Source organism: Oceanobacillus sp. HCA-5259, assembly GCF_037892815.1.
In the GTDB taxonomy this organism is placed as follows: domain Bacteria; phylum Bacillota; class Bacilli; order Bacillales; family Amphibacillaceae; genus Oceanobacillus; species Oceanobacillus indicireducens.
Window position 1 is genome coordinate 43,394 of the sequence record NZ_JBBKBV010000004.1, and the last position, 18,088, is coordinate 61,481.

Consider the following 18,088-nt stretch of genomic DNA (forward strand, 5'->3'; position numbering starts at 1 on the left):
AACCTCCTACTAAAAGCTTACAATAGGGGCAATTGGAAAGATGTAGCAAGGAGGGATAAATCGTGAAACCTAGGAAGCTGTTAATTATTAATATTATTACGTTTCTTGTTTTTGTTGGCGTTGTTGGCCTAGGTATTTACCAAGCGAATGCGAACCGTGGCGAACTCGGGAAAACAGATAATGAAGAGTTTGAACAAGAAGAAGCAGAAGAAACCGAGGAACGGGAAGACATTGAAATCGTAGAAAAAGAAGATGATGAACCACTTGAGACACCGGTAGATACGGTGAAAAAGGAAACGCTTAGTTCTTTAGTTTTAAAGGATAAGGCAAAGTTCATCCTTGCTTCAAGTGACACAATTGAAGAGGTAGAGGAAGAGCCGCTGGAAGAACCGGAAGTTCCGGAAGAAGAATCGGTGGAAAATGAATTACCGGAAACGGAAGAACCGACGAACTGGAACTGGACCGTTCCAAATAACAATAATTCAAATACTGGAAATAATAATACCCCAGATAACTCAAGCAATTATAATAATCGTAATGATCATAACCCAGATACGCATAAGCGGCCGGCACCGTCGACTCCGAAACCGGACCCGACTCCGAAACCGGATCCGGATCCAAAACCATCAAAGCCGGAACCTGATCCAGAACCAAAGCCAGATCCGAAACCGGATCCGAAGCCAAATCCCGAACCAGATCCTGATCCGGAACCAGAACCGGAAGAGCCGATTGATGATGATCCAGACGGTGGAAGATTGCATTAATAAGATATGGAAGAAGGGATTTGTTTGAGCAAATCCCTTTTCAACTGCAGCTAAAAGAATAAGCTTTCTAAATTTAATAAAAACGATTTCATTAATAGCTTAATTAAGCAAAGTTTGCTATCATTGTAAAGTAGGTTATAAGCTAACTGGTACAAGCGTTCTTTTGTACATAATCATGCTATGAAATGAGAAGAAAAACGCTTTTACTAAACACAGAAAAAATACAAAAAGGGATGGTGTTTATAATGAACAAACCCAAAATTGTTGTCTTGGGGGCAGGTTATGCAGGGCTTACTGCAACGAGAAAATTAGCCCAAAAACTGTCACCTGAAGAAGCAGAAATTGTACTCATTAACAGGCATAACTATCACTATGAGGCAACTTGGCTCCATGAAGTTGCAGCAGGTACAATTAACCATAACCAGGCTCGCTATATGATTTCTGACGTGGTTAATCCAAAGCGTGTTCGTCTGATCTATGACACCGTAGTGGAAGTTAAAACGGAAGACCAGCGTGTCGTACTCGAAAACAGTGAAGTAGAATACGATTACCTCGTTTTCGCATTAGGTTTTGTAACAAATACATTCGGTATTAAAGGAATGGAGGAAAATGCATTCTTCATTCAAGATATCGACAGTGCGCGCGTCATCCGCGAACATATCGAATATAAATTCGCACAATACAGCAGTGGTGAATCAACAGATGATAGTGATCTAACTGTGCTTGTTGGTGGCGGTGGATTTACAGGTATCGAATTTGTTGGTGAATTAGCCGAGAAGATTCCTGAACTTTGTAAGAAATATGATATCCCGCGTAACAAAGCACGGATCATTAACGTAGAAGCGGCACCATCTATATTGCCGGTATTTGAAGAGGATCTTGTAGCATATGCGAAGAAATCGTTAGAAGACCGTGGTGTTGAATTTAGAATCGGTGCAGCTATTTCGGAATGTACAGAAGAAGGATTCATTGTTGGTGAAGATAATGAATTAATTAAAGCTGGTACAAGTGTCTGGACTGGAGGAGTAATGGGAAGCCCAGTACTTGAAAAATCTGGATTTGAAGTATTCCGTGGAAAAGTTAACGTTGACGCTGATCTGCGCTTACCAGGATCTGAAAATGTATTTATTATTGGTGACTGCTCATGGACTATGGATAAAGAAACAGGAAAACCATATCCACCAACTGGTCAATTAGCAACACAAGAAGGTGCTCATGTAGCAGAGAACATCAAGAACGCATTATATGGCCTACCGTTAACAGACTTTGTTTTCGATGACAAAGGTACAGTAGCATCACTAGGAATTTCCGATGGTATTGGAAACATCTTTAATGGCGTGAAATTGCAAGGAAAGCCAGCAGCTGCGATGAAGAAGGTAGTTGACGACCGTACACTCTTGGTAGTCGGCGGACCGAAAGCATTGCTGAAAAAAGGAAAATATCGTCCTTTCTAATTTGGAATTCTACTATTAATCCACTATAAAAGGTAAAGAGGAGTAGATGAACGATGAAAAGATTTTGCAGCATTTTGTTGCTCGCTGTAGCTGCAATTGTAGGCTACCGAGCAGTAAGTGATATCCTAGAAGATTCAAGGGATTTCCGCTAATAAAACCAATTTAAAAAGTCACCCGGTTTTTAAACTGGGTGGCTTTTTTATTCATTCGTATGTTATATCTTCAGTTGAGCCATATTATAACAGAGGTGATAAAGTTGCGCCGTAATACTTTATATTTTGTGCTCACCCTGTTATGGTTTCTCTTGTCTATAGCGGTTGTTTCTGCAGAAGATGATGAAATTATGCTTCAGAGAGACGAACTCCAATCTTATTCCCTATCTGATTGGGCACATGGATTTGTAAATTGGGAAAGGCTGGATGAATTAATGGATCAATTGGCAGAACAAGTTAAAGAGCCCCCTACTAACGCAACACTTGGCAACGGCTTTGAAATTATCGAGGGGCAGCCTGGAAAAGCGTTGGATCGAATTGCTTTTACAACCTCTTTTTTAAAGGCATTTTATACTGGAGAGGATCAGGTGGTTGAAATCCCGACTAAAGCAGTTCAACCAAGGGTGAGTCAGGAAATGCTGCGGGAAATAACTCAAAAACGTCTTGGCTCTTACACGACTTACTATAATTCCGCAAACAAAGAACGGACAAAAAATATTAACCTTTCTGCAGAAGCTGTACATGGAACGGTTATTTTTCCTGGTGAAGTGTTTTCATTTAATGATATTGTTGGTGAACGAACAGAAGAGAAAGGGTATCAACGAGCGCCGGTTATTGTAAAAGGTGAGTTCTCAGAAGATATCGGCGGGGGTATTTGTCAATTATCATCAACAATTTTTAATGCAGTTGATTTACGTGGTATCCAAATGATTGAAAGGTACACTCATAGCCGCTCCGTTCCTTACGTACCCCCGGGAAGAGATGCAACCGTAAGTTGGTGGGGACCAGATTTTACATTTAAAAATTTATACAATGAACCAATCGTGCTTACCGCCTATGCAGCAAATGGCAGCTTAACAGTTGAAGTATTCTCTTCTGAAACAGTAGATTATTTCCAATCAAAATAAAAGCAGTATCCCGGGTTCATGGGGATACTGCTTTATGTGCATCAGTTACTCAGCTTTATGAAGTTCTAGTTCGAAGTGGATTTTTACTTCGTCGGATACGAGTACGCCGCCTGTTTCAAGTGTAGCATTCCAAGTAAGTCCGAATTCTTTACGGCTGATTTTCGTTTCACCGCTGAAGCCGGCAACTGTAGAACCGCTCATCGGGTCTTTACTTTGACCTTCAAATGTAACGTCTAATGTAACTTGATTTGTATTTCCGTTAATTGTTAAATCGCCAATTACATCATATTCATTATTTCCTTTGCGTTTTACATCTGTTGAAACAAATGTAAGTGTCGGATGATTCTCTACGTCAAAGAAGTCTGCAGAACGAAGATGGTTATCACGGTCTTCGTTACGTGTGTTTATACTTGCAGCATCAATCGTTACTTCGATTTTCGAATCGGTAAGGTCTTCCACATCTGCTTCGATCACTGCATCAAATTTGTCGAATGTTCCTTTCGCTCGAGAAATCATCATGTGTTTAACCGAAAAACCTACTTCACTGTGCGCCAAGTCTACCGTCCATTTTTCTCTAGTCATTTAAAATCCCTCCAAATATTATTAAGTATTCCTCAATACTTACTTTCTGTTACCTAGTATAAATTAATAAATCGGTAATGTCAATATATCTTAATTAAAAAATATTTATTTAAGGATAAATTAACAAAACGAAACCATTATTCAAATACCACTAAATAGACTATCTCAAACTTGTTTTCCGTGTAAATGGATCTTAATAATGCAATCCTTCAGATATTTCGATACAATAATATGGGGAGAAGAAGGAGGAAGAGAAATGAAAGAATATAATCCAACTTGGGATTTGGATTCACTATTTCCAGGAGGAAGTGCGTCACAGCAATTCAGAGATTATCTTGGTCAGATTCGAACGGAGATTAAACAATTAGAAGGCCAATTCACCACATTGGAAGTGGGGGTAGATTCATTTTCCACGATGCTTAGCCAGTTTATAAAGGAATTGGAGAAGACAATGTTCAAACTTCGTGAGGCTGGAGCGTTCGTCAGTTGTTTAAGTGCGCAAGATGTAACGGATGAAGGGGCTAAAACACTAGTTGCTGAATATGGCACACTTTCAGCTTCGTTTAATGGCGTGCTGACAACTTTCATGCAGAAACTTGCGGAAATCCCGGACGAGGAATGGCAAGCAACCATTCAGCACGAAGCGTTACAAGAAATAGGGTATGTATTATCAGAATATCGTAATAAAGCACGGGACTTACTTGCTGTGGAACAGGAAGTGCTGATTAATGATCTTGCTGTCGATGGTTATCATGCATGGAATCAAATGTATAATACAATCGTAGGGAATATGACAGTGGAAATTGAAGGGGAAGAAAAGATAGAGTCCTATTCAATTGGTCAGGCCTCCAATCTGTTAACTTCAAGCGACCGAGCAACTAGAAAGAAAGTATTTGATAAGTTAAACGATGCATGGAATAAACAAGCATCCTTATTTGCACAAACATTGAATCATTTATCAGGTTTTAGACTACAAATGTATAAGCACCGCAAATGGGAAAATGTATTAAAAGAACCGCTGAGTATCAATCGGATGAAGCAAGAAACGTTAGATGCGATGTGGACAGCGATAGCTAATAATAAACAACCTTTTGTCGCTTATATAAATAAAAAAGCAGAACTATTGAATATAGATAAATTAAGCTTCTATGATGTCGATGCACCGATTACCGACCATGTTAAAAAATTGAGCTATACAGAAGGCGCCAAATTTATTATGGATCAATTCCGTTCTTTTAGCCCAAAGATGGCGGATTTTGCTGAGCAAGCTTTTGAAAAACGTTGGATTGAAGCGGAAGATCGGCCTGGCAAACGTCCTGGCGGTTTCTGTACAAGTTTTCCTGATAGTAAGGAAACAAGAATTTTTATGACGTATTCCGGAACAGCATCGAATGTTGCCACGTTAGCCCATGAACTTGGTCATGCTTATCATCAGCATGTGATGAATGACGTTCATGGTCTTAATCAACGTTATGCAATGAACGTCGCGGAAACGGCCTCAACTTTTGCGGAAATGATTGTCGCTGATGCAGCAGTTGAACAGGCAGAAACAGCAGAAGAAAAGAAAGCTTTACTTGAAGATAAAGTTAATCGAAGTGTTGCTTTCTTTATGAATATTCATGCCCGGTTTATCTTTGAATTAAATTTTTATAAAGAAAGAGAAAAAGGTTTTGTCTCACCGGCAAGATTGAATGAATTGATGGTGGAAGCACAGAAAGAGGCTTATCAAGATGCACTCGATGAATATGATCCTTATTTCTGGGCGTCGAAACTTCATTTCCATATAACAGGGACACCATTCTATAATTTCCCTTATACATTTGGTTATTTGTTCAGTCTTGGTATTTATGCCCGCGCAAAAGAGCTGGGAGAGAGCTTTGAAGACGACTATATTGCATTACTGGAAGATACGGGACGGATGTCGGTAGAAGAGCTTGCGATGAAACATTTACAAGTCGATCTTACAAAACCGGACTTCTGGGAAGCTGCAATCGAGCTTTGCATCAAGGACGTCGAAGCGTTTCTTAAACTGTAAATTTGTTTTATAAGTGTACATTAGCTATAATAGGGTTAACGAAAAAAGCATAGAAAAAGCCAACAGGGGGAGCTAATAGCTGAGAGTGGGCAACGAGGATTGCTCAGACCCTTTGAACCTGTTAGTTAGTACTAGCGTAGGGATGATGGTTTTTTGATGGATAAAAAGCAATGTGAGCGGATTCCCCATCAGGAACCTTCCCTTGGCATTGCTTTTTTTGTATTTAAAAAAGTTGTTCAAAATAGCTTATAAAAAGCTTATAAAAAGGGGAGTTATAACGAATGAAGTCTAATAAACTACTATTTTTAATTGAAGTATCAATCTTCACTGCTTTGGCGTTGCTTTTAGATATCTTGCCAATATCGTTTAAAATCTGGGCGCAAGGTGGTTCGGTCTCCTTTGCAATGATTCCGGTGTTTATAGTAGCGTTCCGTTGGGGATTAAAAGGTGGATTAGTATCCGGTTTCCTCTGGGGGATGTTACAGATTGCAACGGGGAACGCATATATTCTGACGCCACTTCAGGGGTTCATTGATTATACACTTGCCTTTACGGTGATCGGTTTTGCCGGTCTGTTCGCAAGACAAGTTCAAGAAGCGGTACGGGACGGGCGGACAAAAGTGTACCTAACGTATATAACGGCGGGTGTACTGCTTGGTTCTGTGTTGCGTTTCCTTGCACATACCGTTGCTGGGGCAGTATTTTTCGGTTCAGCAGCGATTGAGGGACAATCAGTTTGGGTGTATTCGATTATCTATAATTCATCGTACATGTTCCCGTCATTTGTATTGTCAGCAGTGATTGTATTTTTCCTATTCCACAAACAACCGCGCGCATTGCTCAACCTAGCATCAAGCTAAACCGCAATCTATCCGCTCACATTGCAACTGTAAAAATAATGATCTCTCCCAAATTAAGGAGAGATTTTTTTAGTTTAACTGTTTCAAAGTGAATACGTAGATCTCTCCGGCGCAGGAGTCTCAAGGTTTAGGCTGCGAATCTTCAGAGAAGAATTTTCAGCACAACATTATAAAAAAGAATCAATTCGTTCTGGTTGATAATTCGCCCAAAGTCGCTGATAATAGAAGATAATTATCTGAATAGATATAAAAGTGCATACGAAAGGGGAAGTGGAAATGAAGGCATTTGTTGTGGAATATGGAGAATTAAAACTAAAAAGTATGCCCGAACCAAAGCCGGGAAATAATGAAATTGTTGTTAAGCTAAAAACAGCGGGTCTGAACAGGAGAGATCTCTATATACCGAACCGGAGAGGTAACGATAAAGAAGCTTTAATCCTCGGTTCGGATGGAGCGGGGATCGTCGAATCAGTTGGAGCAGATGTTACTCGTTTTAAAGTGGGGGATGAAGTCATCATCAATCCATCACTTAACTGGCACGAAAATAGTGATGCACCACCAAAAGGATTTGACATCCTCGGAATGCCTGATCACGGAACTTTTGCCGAAAAAATTGTGATCAATGAAGAACAAGTAGAAATGAAGCCAGATTACTTAACATGGGAAGAAGCCGGTGTGCTCGCTCTTGCTGCATTGACAGGTTACCGTGCATTAGTGACTAAGGGGAATATTAAAGCAGGAGAGACCGTATTTATTCCTGGAGCAAGTAGTGGGGTGAACACGTATATCATCCAATTTGCAAAAAGCATCGGTGCACGCGTGATTGTTTCTTCAAGAAGTGATGAAAAGTTGAAGCAGGCCCAGGAGATCGGAGCGGATCTTGCCATTTCAACGGAAAGTGATTGGGAAAAGGAATTGGAGAACGAGCAGATTGATCTTGTGATTGACAGTGTAGGTGCAGCAACGTTTAATCGTTCGTTGGACGTATTGAAGCAAGGCGGAAAAATTGTTATTTACGGAGCTACAGCTGGGGATGAAATCGACCTTAACTTACGTGCCTTTTTCTATGGTCAGTATCAATTGTTCGGCTCCACGATGGGAAGTCGTGAAGAGTTGCAACAGGTATTAGCCCATATGGAAAAGCATGAAATAAGACCGATTATGGATAAAACCTTTGAACTGGATGATGCCCAAGAAGCGTTCAATCATCTGGAAGTGAACAGCCAGTTTGGTAAAATTGCTTTATTAATCGAATAGAAATAGGACCGGTAAATTTCCCGGTCCTATTATTTTTATCGGAACTGAAAACCACGGTCTGTAACGAAATTAAGTGGACATCCCCTTTTTCGCCGTCAATTTTGGCTAGGAATATGCCTCCATCTACAATCCGAAAGAATGTTACATTTGCTTTCTAATCCGCTTGAAAAAAGGAGTAAAAGGCAGCAAGCGCTAGCGGTGCGAATATGGTTGTTAATGTTCTTTTGATAACATAAGTGAAAGATCTGTCTGTTACAAAACACTAGGCTTTCGGCTTAAAGAGAATGGCACCGAGAACTCCAAAAATAATTGCTGCTGAAATACCGGCACTCGTCACTTCAAACATCCCTGTAACAACGCCAATCAGCCCGTGTTTCTCAGCTTCAGCCATGGCTCCATGGACTAAAGAGTTCCCAAAACTTGTAATCGGTACAGTCGCACCTGCCCCAGCGAAATCAATTAACGGTTCATATAAACCGAGTCCGTCAAGAATAGCACCTAAAACTACGAGAGTTGTTAATGTGTGAGCAGGACTGAGCTTGAATACATCAAACATAATTTGTCCAATAACACAAATAAGACCACCAATAACAAATGCCCAGAAAAATATCATGAACAAGTCACTCCATTTCAATTGAGACTGCATGTGCAATAGCGGGAATCGAATCCTTTTGCTGAACGCTTAATGGGGAGTGCAAAGAGCCGGTAGCTACGAGTAACATCCGTTTAAACTCTCCTTGCATCATCCGTTTCAGAAAATGCCCGTACATGACAATTGCTGAACAGGCTGTGCCGCTTGCACCTGCTTGAACAGGTTGATCGGGACCGTAAATCGTCATACCACAGTCCACGTATTGCTTATCTTCTAGTTGAATGCCTTGTTGCTTTAATAAATCAAAAGAAGTATTTCTTCCAATTTTACCGAGATCTCCAGTTATAATCAGGTCGTAATAAGTTTCATCTACGTTTCTTTCCTTAAAATGCGTTTGAATCGTTTCCACTGCAGCAGGGGCCATTGCCCCTCCCATATTGAAAGGATCCGTTATTCCCATGTCAACGACTTTCCCAATTGTTGCAGAGGTCACAGTTGGACCATTCCCTTGCTTACTGAGAACGGCACAACCCGCTCCGGTAACTGTCCATTGCGAAGTCGGGGGTTTTTGACTGCCATAATCATTCGGATAGCGGAACTGTTTTTCCGCTGCGGCATGGTGACTAGATGAGCCACTTACAATAAAGTCGGCAAATCCGCCATCAAGTAAAGCAGCGGATAATGCGAGCCCTTCTGTAGAGGTAGCACAAGCGCTGAATAAGCCGAGGTAAGGCATCGCCAATGCCTTGGCACTAAATGTTGTAGGAGTAATTTGATTGATTAAATCTCCACTTATAAAGAAATTTACCTGCTCTTTTTCGATTGGGCTTTTCTTTAAGGCAATTTTAACTGCTTCTTCCATTAAACGCTGCTGTGCTTTCTCAAAAGACTTCTCTTCAAGCCAGCCATCATCAAATAAATGGTCGAAATCACTGCGGAGAGGGCCATCTGCTTCAAATGGTCCTCCCGTTATACCGGTAGCGAGAATGACCGGTCGATTTTTAAATTCCCATGTCTGCTTTCCAAGTAACATATTATAAGCCCCCCAATTGCAGGAAAATCGTTTTGATTAATGCAATAATAAATGCGGCAAATACACCGTATACAATGACGGGACCAGCAAGTTTAAACATATTTGTCCCTACCCCGATAATAAAACCTTCTGTACGGTGCTCCATCGCTGCAGAAATAACTGCATTACCGAACCCCGTAACGGGAACTGCAGAACCGGCACCAGCGAATTGACCTAGGCGATCATAGAGGCCAAAACCTGTCAGAATCATCGTGATGAAAATGAGCGTTGCAGTCGTTGGATTGCCTGCTGTTTGTTCGGTAAAGTCGAAATAATAAATATAAAAGGTAGTGATTATTTGTCCGATTAAACAAATAAGGCCACCGATAAGGAAGGCTTTTACACAGTTAAGTAAAATTGGTCGCTTCGTCTCTCGTTTTTCCTCAAAGGATTGATATTGTTTAGCCTTCTTTTGCTCATTTTTTTGCTCTGTCATGTAAAACACCTCATTCCTTACGTCTGTTCTTTAGAAAGCTTGCGGATTCTTTCTAACTCTTTATTTAATTCAGCTTTGGATAAATCCCCACTATTTAACCGTTGTTCCAGTTTCTTTAATTCGAGAAAGATTTTCTGATCTGTTGATAGTTCAACTTCATGTTTATTGAATGTAGTTTCAACCGTGTTTTTCAGATCCTTCTTCAAGTCTTTTAATTGCAAACGGTCATGATGTTTTGGATTGACGGCAACCATAATCACTTTGTCATTATTGATTGCAATCACTTCGTTGACATCATGCTCTTGTTCAATAAGTTCTTTTGCATGGTTACTTGTTTCTTGTTTAAAATTGGTCGAAGTGCGCAGGATGGAGGAGTTTGTTTCACTTGCTGATTGTCCAGTGTCATTCGTTGCGCAAGCGCTCAATATAAGGAAGAGAAGAAAGGGAACTGCAAATACATTAGGTTTCATTGGAATCACACCTTTCTACAAGGTCTTATGTTCTTGAACTTACAGTTTTTAGCATTGGGAAATCGCTCGGAAATATACTTGGAATTTACTTCCTATTATTTAGGAGAAGCTGGGGAAGAAGAAAAAAACATCAGGCAAGGTTAACCTGATGTTTAATGTCTATTCATATTTTTGCTTTGTACGTATGCTGCGACATCCATACGGGTAGGTACGTTATATTTTCGGAGCATTTGCTTCGACCAGTTATCATCTTTAAGATTTGAATCACGCTGCTGGTAATAATCTGACAGGATTCGATCATAATCTTCTATATGCGTATGTTTTGCTTGATCATATGTATTTTTATGGAATACTGCTTCGAATGGCAGGCGAGGCTTAATGTCGGGCTCATGATTTGGATGGCCAACAGCTAGACCGAATAGCGGGATAACATATGCCGGGAGCTTCAGAAGCTCGTCAACCCGGTTGATATCGTTCCGTAAGCTTCCAAGAAAGCATGCGCCAAACCCGAGAGATTCCGCAGCGATAACCATATTTTGCGTCACTAACGCACCATCTACAGTCGCGACGATGAATTGTTCCGTACTTTCCAGATTCTGCTTAACATTTCCTTGTACCCCGTTCGAATCCAGATTAGCAATCCGGCTTAAATCGGCACAGATAACAAATAAGTAGCCATTCTTCTCTACGTAGGGTTGCCCAGAGACTTTTCTTAATTCTTTTTTTATGCTTTCATCTGTTACGCCAATAATGGAATAGGCCATAACATTACTTGAAGTCGAGGCCCGTTGCCCAGCTTCTACGATTGTTTTTACTTCATCCTTCGTCAATTTCTCTGGTGTGAATTTTCGAATAGAGCGGTGATTGTGGAGTAATTTAATTGTTTCGTTCATTGGTTGCTCTCCTTTATATTAAAATTATTCGATTGTTAGATTATAAGTTGTTGTGATAGCAGGTTGTTCTTCTAATGCGTTCCAAGCGTCCCAAGCCTCTTCGCTCGGTTCGGTCAAAACGGGAAAATCAATTGCAAGCGATGAATTATCTATCCACTCGAATGATAGGATCGGCCATGAAAAACCGAGGCTGCCTGTTTTTTCATTGTCCCTTACCATTGAGACAGTCGTCCAATCTTGAAGATCGAATATAACAATATGACCAGGAGTCAAATGTCCATTTCCCGGGCGGGTAAAGTGAAAAGCCACTTTTGTTGCATCTGGAGAGAACGTGTGACTTTCATATGTTGCCATATCTGCCACTAGAAATGCAGGCTTATGTTGATCTGGATGTAAGAGAAGATAAGAACATTGGTCATGATGGCAGGAGAAACGCAATATAAAGAATTCTTCGAGCCCCAATATATACTTCTCCAGTTCCATTTCTTTAAGTGCTTGCTGTGGTTTTTTCTGAGTTTCTAGAAACTGATGGAGTATTGGAATATCACGGATGGATAGGGAGACGATTTCTTCATTAATTGTAAACTCTGCGTAGTCCTCTATATCTTCAGGTTCTTGATCCAATGGTTCAGATTCTGTTGCAGCGGATGTTGTCAACGGTTCAAGATCTAAATCAGCTTTATGAATTGGAGAAATCGTATCGTTTTCAATACAAGCTGATAAAAGAATTACAATGAGCGCGACAGGAAGAATCATTCGCATAGTAACCGCTCCCTAGTAGTTTTTTCACTATCCAATTGTACACTACTTTTTATAAACATGCAGTTGCTTTGCATTTTAAAAAATTGTTAAGTTTTATTCCCATCTTGTAAAATTTTTGATACACTTCAATATAACGAAATGGAGGGGGAAATTAGGATGAAGACGTTTAAATTAAAACAGCTGCAAATTGTAGAATTCCATTCAGATACATATCAAACCGTACATATCCCGCTAATCGACGGATTAAGTATTAATCGGGAAGATAAAGAAAATCGCTGGTTAATCGAAGCATATACGAAGCGTGATCTCTTGGATTACTTCACAGAATTAAAAGAAACTTATAAAGAATTGATTATCCATGTCAAAATTACAACAGAGTTGAATGAATTGGCAACTTTCATGACGTCCATCATTGGTATCAATCAGATTGGTGATAATATAAACATTTTATTCCTCGGTACGATGGTGGACCACAAGACAAATAAGTTAGAGGGAATTTTACAGAAATTGATGAAGGAAGGGAACAGAGGAGGAGACTTGCTGAATAAGTTTAAAGAATATCTTTGAAAATTAAAGTCATAGGAGTATCTCGGCAATGAACATTCGTGATGGTAAACTAATTTGGTTGAATCGGTTAACCCCAGTTCAACTGCTGTTGCTTTTTTATATCGTTGCAGTCATCTTTTCGACTGCACTTCTTGCTTTACCTATAGCATATAAGGAAAATGTATCTATTTCATTTATCGATCTTTTATTTACAGCTGTTAGTGCGCTCAGTGTCACGGGATTAAGCACGATTTCAATTGTTGATACATTCAGCACTACCGGAATTATTTTTCTGACGATTATTTTACACCTTGGAGCTGTCGGCGTGATGGCGATCAGTACGTTAATCTGGTTATTAATCGGTAAAAAAATTGGTTTAATCGAAAGAAGATTAATTATGACGGACCAGAACCAGCCAAGTTTTAAGGGAATCGTTCGTTTAATTAAGCAAATTATTATTCTACTCTTGTTTGTTGAGCTGCTTTTTGTTATTATTTTAGGTTTTTATTATTTAAGATATTATGAATCGTTACCAGAAGCTTTCTTTCATGGTTATTTTACAACGATTACAGCTATTTCGAATGCAGGCTTTGATCTGACAGGCTTATCAATGGTCCCGCTTCGTGGCGATTATTTTATTCAAAGTGCGGTCATGTTCTTAATTATTTTTGGAGCGGTAGGTTTTCCTGTTTTAATTGAAGGGAAAGAGTTCTTGCTTGGCAAAAGGAAGAAAAATAGGACGTATCGCTTTTCTTTATTTTTTAAAGTGACAGTTACAACTTTCTTCGCATTGATTCTCATTGGAGCCATCGGGATATTTGTATTGGACTATAATGGGTTTTTCAAGGGAGTTGTCTGGCATGAAGCCCTCTTCTATGCGGTTTTCCAATCTGTGACGACGAGAAGTGGCGGACTTGCGACACTTGACGTTAGCCAGCTAACAGATGCAAATCAGCTCTTTATGTCATTTCTTATGTTTGTCGGTGCCTCGCCGAGTAGTGCAGGTGGGGGGATCCGAACGACCACTTTTGCCCTTGTGATGTTATTTATCTTAACGTATATTAGCGGGAAGAAGCAGGTGCGGATTTTTAACAGAGAAATTCACGAAGAAGACTTGAGGAAAGCTGTGACAATTACATTGGTTGCATTTTTCATTATGTTTGTTTCAGTCTTGCTCGTTTCGGTTGTTGAGGATTTCTCTTTAACGCAGATTTTATTTGAGGTCACTTCGGCATTTGGTACGGTTGGACTTTCGATGGGCATTACTGCGGACCTTGGTATTGTAAGTAAAGTTTTGCTGATGCTCCTCATGTTTATCGGGAGAGTCGGCATCATCACTTTCTTGCTTATTTTTAGGCGACGCGTAACGAAGAGTAATGTCCGTTACCCGAAAGAAAGGATCATTATCGGTTAGTGATAAGGAAGTTTAAAAATGATAAACAAAAATAGCTTGTGCATTGGGTGGGGTATGCACAAGCTATTATTCGTGTCTTAGTAGAAAAATGCTGCTCCAACGATGATTAGCAAAATAAAAAGTACTACGATTAAAGCGAAGTTGCCGCCATAACCGTAGCCGTAGCCACCACATCCGTAGCCACCGCCAAATCCGTAGCCCATATGTTTCACCTCCCACATCTACAGTGTTACTATATGCAGGAAAACTTAAAACGTATAGTCATTCGCACAGAAAAGGACAAGGAGGCACCAAACAAAACCAATTAATCGCTTGTATCTGTTATTTTTATGATTTTCAATTGGTCATTTTCATAAGCAAAGATAAATTCAAATTGATGAGAAGTCGTTTGCTCTTTTTCATTATCTTGATTGCTGTCCCGTTCAATGACATCAACTTCAATTGTTGTCTTAATTTGATTATTATCTAATACTTCACTTTCTGGATCCGTTATTCTTAAATCAATAATATGAATATATTGGTTCCTAAAATCTGCATAGGAAGTGCTTTGTTGCAGGCTGCTCCCAAGAAGTGAGTAGGCACTGATATAATCACGGATGCCGATACTGTCCCAGAAATACTCAATTAGGTAATTAGCATCCTGTACACCTTGTTCCATATTTATGTTATTTACAATATCTGTGATACTGGCAAATTTTAAATCTTCATTAACAGCCTCATTGGACCATTCTTTTACGATGTCAATTACTTCGTTTATCGGGATACTGAATCCGAACATCCCATCGTCCATCCCAACAGAATTAATACCAATGATTTCACCAGTTTCTCTTTTAATGAGAGGACCGCCACTATTACCATGGGTGATCGGTGCGGAAATTTGATAGGCATTGGCATAATGAAATCCATCAACATCCAAGTCTCGCTCCGTACCTGAAATAATTCCTAGTGTAACAGTATTCTGGAAGCCGTGTGGACTGCCAAGAGCAATGACCTCATCCCCGATCTCCGCTAAATCATTAGAGAGGGAAAGATGTTCGCGATTGGCGAGTTGCGGTACACGAATGACTGCAATGTCTGTATCATCACTCATTCCAACAACAGCGGCAGGATAAAATCTTGCATTTGATGTACGGACGTAGATTGCATCCGCATCTTGAATGACGTGGGCATTTGTAATGATGTCACCTTTATTGTTATATAAAAATCCGGACCCGGTAATTGTATTGTATTCATTATGCCCTTCAATTTGGATCACGCTTTTTTCCGCTTCGTGTATAATTGATTTCAAATCTAGATTCTTGCTATTTTCGGCAATGTGGTTAACAAACGGTTGATTGACAGTAAGCTCCGTATTTTTCCAGTCGGAATACATCTTGAACAGAATAAACATGCCAATTAACAGAATGACAATACTTATGAGAATAGCGGGGTATCGTCTTTGTTTCATGAAGCTTCACCTCAGATATCAGTATCCGATTGATCAGTCGGTATACCATGTAATTCTTATTATTTCTGCTTCCAATTCACTGGACTTGTCTTTTAAATCAAAATGAGTAAACTCAAATTTACCTTGTTCGGTTGGGTAGAGTGTGTCTGGATAGACGAATATTTCATTCGTTAAAATTTCCTCCCCCTTCCGCGAAAGGGCGTAATCAACAAGTATTGAATTGATAGGAACGGTGGCATTACTCTTCACTGCTCCATTAACTATAACTCTACCATCTTCATCATTCTCCACTTTTATAGAGACAACTTCAATCGCATCGTTCTCATTCATTTGATGTTCCTGGTAGACGGTATCCATTGCTTGTTCCAAACGTTCCTTTGCTGCAGTTTCAAAAGAACTTTTTTCTTTATTAATATTTGCTAGTAAACTTTGTAGCTTCTCGGAATCTGGTGCGTATTTTAATCCATCCTCTGTAATTAAAAGGGCATCGTTAAATTGTTTATGATTCAATGCTTCACTTGCTGTTGAGAAAGTATACTCAATGAGTTCATTCCGTAATTGCATGACAATTTCATTCGCTTCTGGATGATTTATTTCTTCTGCTTCCCAAATGAGCATCCGAATTTCATTCATGCTTGGACTCTTTTCCAGTTTCGCTTTTAACTGTTCCATAAGGACAGAAGCGTGCGTTTGATCAATCTTTTCCACCAGTTCACTGACAACAGGACCTTGATATGTCTTCAATTTATCTTCTGCTAGATGGAGAATGTCGAGTGCTTCATTATAATCTTCGGTATGCAGGAGTTGCTCTGCTTTTTCCAATTGTTCTCCAATGCTTATCGCTTCCGCTGTGTATTGCAACGCTACTTGAGCCTGGTTGAAATCTTTCCGGTGGCGCAGAGAATCCTGAAGAAGTTGATTCGCCTGTGCATAATCACCCTCTTGCAGGGATTCTTGCGCTTCCGTATATAATTCAATTGCTTTTGCAGATTGATGATTGAAGTAGAGGGATGATATAAAAATACTACTTATAACAATGACCAACATGGCGATCGGGAGTATCCACCATTTTTGGAATCTTGCGGGTTCGAGTCTTGCCTCTATATCCGGCAGCGGTCTTCCGCATTTTAAACAGAAATGCTCATCTTCTTTCACTTTGGTCCCGCAATTTGGGCAATAATACATGGTCTACCACCTCCAATAATCTTTATTATTTTATCATAAATACTTTATTTAAAAGGAAAAAATTGATATGATAAGAGGGATGATGAGATACATAGCTTTAATTTTGAATGAAATAAATGATAAATTATGAAAGGGGTGCATATGAATGGAAACAATTTATGTAATTGTTCTCTTCGGCATTCTTATCCTAAACATGGGCTACTGTTTATTAGATAATGAAAAGTAATGATTCGAACAGGGCAGCCACACTCGACTGCCCTGTTTACTTTGTTGCTTCAGAAAACTATAAAATAAAGACGCTGTGAATAACGAGTTTCTAACTGTAGCCGCATTGGCTCTGCTTGGGCTACTGATCTGCTAGTATAACGCTTTTCGGTGAGACAAGTAATCGAAGTCCCGGGCGCCCGCGAAACGAATCGCGAAACATAATGTAAGGGCACTAGCGTCTTTGTTTTATCACGCATTAACGGTCTGTAATATCCCCACCTCTAAACATGAGGGAAACCCAAAATGTGAAGGTGGGGGATATACAGTCCGTAAGTCCCTGATTCTATTAAACTAACATTCAGTGGGGGAGGAAAGGAAACCCCTACTGAATGAAGTTTCACTTTATCTTGTTCGACCCCATTCACTAATTGGGTAAATAATGAGTTCTGACCTTCCAATGATTTCCTCACGCTGAATAAATCCAAGGCCGTTACGGCTGTCTTTACTAATCGCACGGTTATCTCCCATCACAAAATAACTATCCTGAGGAACATCTATCGGGCCGAATTCTCCAGTTTTGCTGCTAATTTCTTCGCTCAGAAATGTTTCGATGTATCTTTCTCCGTCAATATATAATTCACTATTTCTGATTTCAACTGTTTCACCAGGAAGAGCAATAATTCGCTTGACATAATTTTTATCTGTTTGTTGAATGATGATAATATCTCCGCGCTTAGGCTCATTAAGGAGATAAATCATTTTATTAAAGATGAGTCTTTCGCCATTTTCGAGTGTCGGTTCCATGCTATCACCTTCAACGATCGATGTGGCAAATACGAAGTTTTGGATTAAAAGGGCAATAATAACAGCGGTTGCAATGGCTTTTAGCCATTCAAACCACTCGGATTTTCGTTTTGTAGCCAATGCTACCATCCTTTTCTATTTTAATTCACTTTTTATAGTAGCATAACTTCCTTGCATTATCGACAGTA

19 protein-coding genes and 1 riboswitch are annotated in these 18,088 nt (G+C 39.7%); of the genes, 8 read left to right on the forward strand and 11 right to left on the reverse strand.

The window, feature by feature from the left end; translation table 11 throughout:
- Positions 1-62 precede the first annotated feature (62 nt).
- From WKU33_RS03655 to WKU33_RS03665, 3 genes are all read left to right on the forward strand, one after another.
- Positions 63-764 carry a hypothetical protein gene (locus tag WKU33_RS03655; RefSeq protein WP_188857100.1) on the forward strand — a complete coding sequence of 234 codons (702 nt, stop codon included), beginning with the start codon at positions 63-65 and terminating at the stop codon, positions 762-764.
- Between the two features lie 245 nt (positions 765-1,009).
- The gene (locus WKU33_RS03660) at positions 1,010-2,218 is read left to right on the forward strand and encodes an NAD(P)/FAD-dependent oxidoreductase (protein WP_336252698.1); all 1,209 of its coding nucleotides are present in this window, start codon (positions 1,010-1,012) and stop codon (positions 2,216-2,218) included.
- A gap of 280 nt (positions 2,219-2,498) precedes the next feature.
- Positions 2,499-3,338, forward strand: coding sequence for a VanW family protein (locus WKU33_RS03665; RefSeq protein WP_336252699.1), 840 nt, complete (start codon positions 2,499-2,501; stop codon positions 3,336-3,338).
- A 45-nt stretch (positions 3,339-3,383) separates the two neighbouring features.
- On the opposite strand, the gene WKU33_RS03670 is transcribed toward WKU33_RS03665, so the two are convergent.
- Entirely contained in the window at positions 3,384-3,920 is a 537-nt protein-coding gene (locus WKU33_RS03670; protein WP_188857098.1) for a YceI family protein, read from the reverse strand.
- 256 nt (positions 3,921-4,176) lie between these two features.
- Here WKU33_RS03670 and WKU33_RS03675 point away from each other — a divergent pair, with 256 nt between their 5' ends.
- From WKU33_RS03675 to WKU33_RS03685, 3 genes are all read left to right on the forward strand, one after another.
- Positions 4,177-5,955, forward strand: a complete 1,779-nt coding sequence (locus WKU33_RS03675; protein WP_188857097.1) for a M3 family oligoendopeptidase — start codon at positions 4,177-4,179, stop codon at positions 5,953-5,955.
- Between the two features lie 55 nt (positions 5,956-6,010).
- A riboswitch (TPP riboswitch) is annotated at positions 6,011-6,115 on the forward strand.
- A gap of 121 nt (positions 6,116-6,236) precedes the next feature.
- Entirely contained in the window at positions 6,237-6,815 is a 579-nt protein-coding gene (gene thiT, locus WKU33_RS03680; protein ID WP_188857096.1) for an energy-coupled thiamine transporter ThiT, read from the forward strand.
- 276 nt (positions 6,816-7,091) lie between these two features.
- Positions 7,092-8,072, forward strand: a complete 981-nt coding sequence (locus tag WKU33_RS03685) for a zinc-binding dehydrogenase (protein WP_340453272.1) — start codon at positions 7,092-7,094, stop codon at positions 8,070-8,072.
- Between the two features lie 262 nt (positions 8,073-8,334).
- On the opposite strand, the gene spoVAE is transcribed toward WKU33_RS03685, so the two are convergent.
- The 6 genes from spoVAE to WKU33_RS03715 form a co-directional block, all read right to left on the reverse strand.
- Positions 8,335-8,685, reverse strand: coding sequence for a stage V sporulation protein AE (gene spoVAE / locus WKU33_RS03690; RefSeq protein WP_188857094.1), 351 nt, complete (start codon positions 8,683-8,685; stop codon positions 8,335-8,337).
- 7 nt (positions 8,686-8,692) lie between these two features.
- Positions 8,693-9,697, reverse strand: a complete 1,005-nt coding sequence (spoVAD, locus tag WKU33_RS03695) for a stage V sporulation protein AD (protein WP_340453273.1) — start codon at positions 9,695-9,697, stop codon at positions 8,693-8,695.
- Between the two features lies 1 nt (position 9,698).
- Entirely contained in the window at positions 9,699-10,172 is a 474-nt protein-coding gene (gene spoVAC, locus WKU33_RS03700) for a stage V sporulation protein AC (RefSeq protein WP_156856332.1), read from the reverse strand.
- Positions 10,173-10,189: 17 nt separating this feature from the next.
- Entirely contained in the window at positions 10,190-10,642 is a 453-nt protein-coding gene (locus WKU33_RS03705) for a YhcN/YlaJ family sporulation lipoprotein (protein ID WP_156856331.1), read from the reverse strand.
- A 152-nt stretch (positions 10,643-10,794) separates the two neighbouring features.
- Positions 10,795-11,535, reverse strand: a complete 741-nt coding sequence (gene nfsA / locus WKU33_RS03710) for an oxygen-insensitive NADPH nitroreductase (RefSeq protein WP_340453275.1) — start codon at positions 11,533-11,535, stop codon at positions 10,795-10,797.
- Positions 11,536-11,559: 24 nt separating this feature from the next.
- Complete coding sequence (locus tag WKU33_RS03715) at positions 11,560-12,297, reverse strand: hypothetical protein (protein ID WP_336252703.1); 738 nt, start codon at positions 12,295-12,297, stop codon at positions 11,560-11,562.
- A 156-nt stretch (positions 12,298-12,453) separates the two neighbouring features.
- Between WKU33_RS03715 and WKU33_RS03720 the strand changes: the two genes are divergently transcribed.
- Together WKU33_RS03720 and WKU33_RS03725 are read left to right on the forward strand one after the other, a co-directional pair.
- Entirely contained in the window at positions 12,454-12,864 is a 411-nt protein-coding gene (locus tag WKU33_RS03720) for a YwpF family protein (RefSeq protein WP_156856328.1), read from the forward strand.
- A 28-nt stretch (positions 12,865-12,892) separates the two neighbouring features.
- On the forward strand, positions 12,893-14,257 hold the full coding sequence (locus WKU33_RS03725) for a TrkH family potassium uptake protein (protein ID WP_156856327.1): 1,365 nt from the start codon (positions 12,893-12,895) through the stop codon (positions 14,255-14,257).
- Between the two features lie 77 nt (positions 14,258-14,334).
- On the opposite strand, the gene WKU33_RS03730 is transcribed toward WKU33_RS03725, so the two are convergent.
- The 4 genes from WKU33_RS03730 to lepB all read right to left on the reverse strand — a co-directional run bounded on the left by WKU33_RS03730 (position 14,335) and on the right by lepB (position 18,029).
- On the reverse strand, positions 14,335-14,460 hold the full coding sequence (locus WKU33_RS03730; RefSeq protein ID WP_156856326.1) for a YjcZ family sporulation protein: 126 nt from the start codon (positions 14,458-14,460) through the stop codon (positions 14,335-14,337).
- Positions 14,461-14,561: 101 nt separating this feature from the next.
- A complete protein-coding gene (locus WKU33_RS03735) occupies positions 14,562-15,704 on the reverse strand; it encodes a S1C family serine protease (protein ID WP_340453278.1) in 1,143 nt (380 codons plus the stop codon).
- Positions 15,705-15,737: 33 nt separating this feature from the next.
- On the reverse strand, positions 15,738-16,889 hold the full coding sequence (locus tag WKU33_RS03740; protein ID WP_340453280.1) for a zinc ribbon domain-containing protein: 1,152 nt from the start codon (positions 16,887-16,889) through the stop codon (positions 15,738-15,740).
- Between the two features lie 609 nt (positions 16,890-17,498).
- A complete protein-coding gene (lepB, locus tag WKU33_RS03745) occupies positions 17,499-18,029 on the reverse strand; it encodes a signal peptidase I (protein ID WP_188857083.1) in 531 nt (176 codons plus the stop codon).
- Positions 18,030-18,088: the final 59 nt, after the last annotated feature.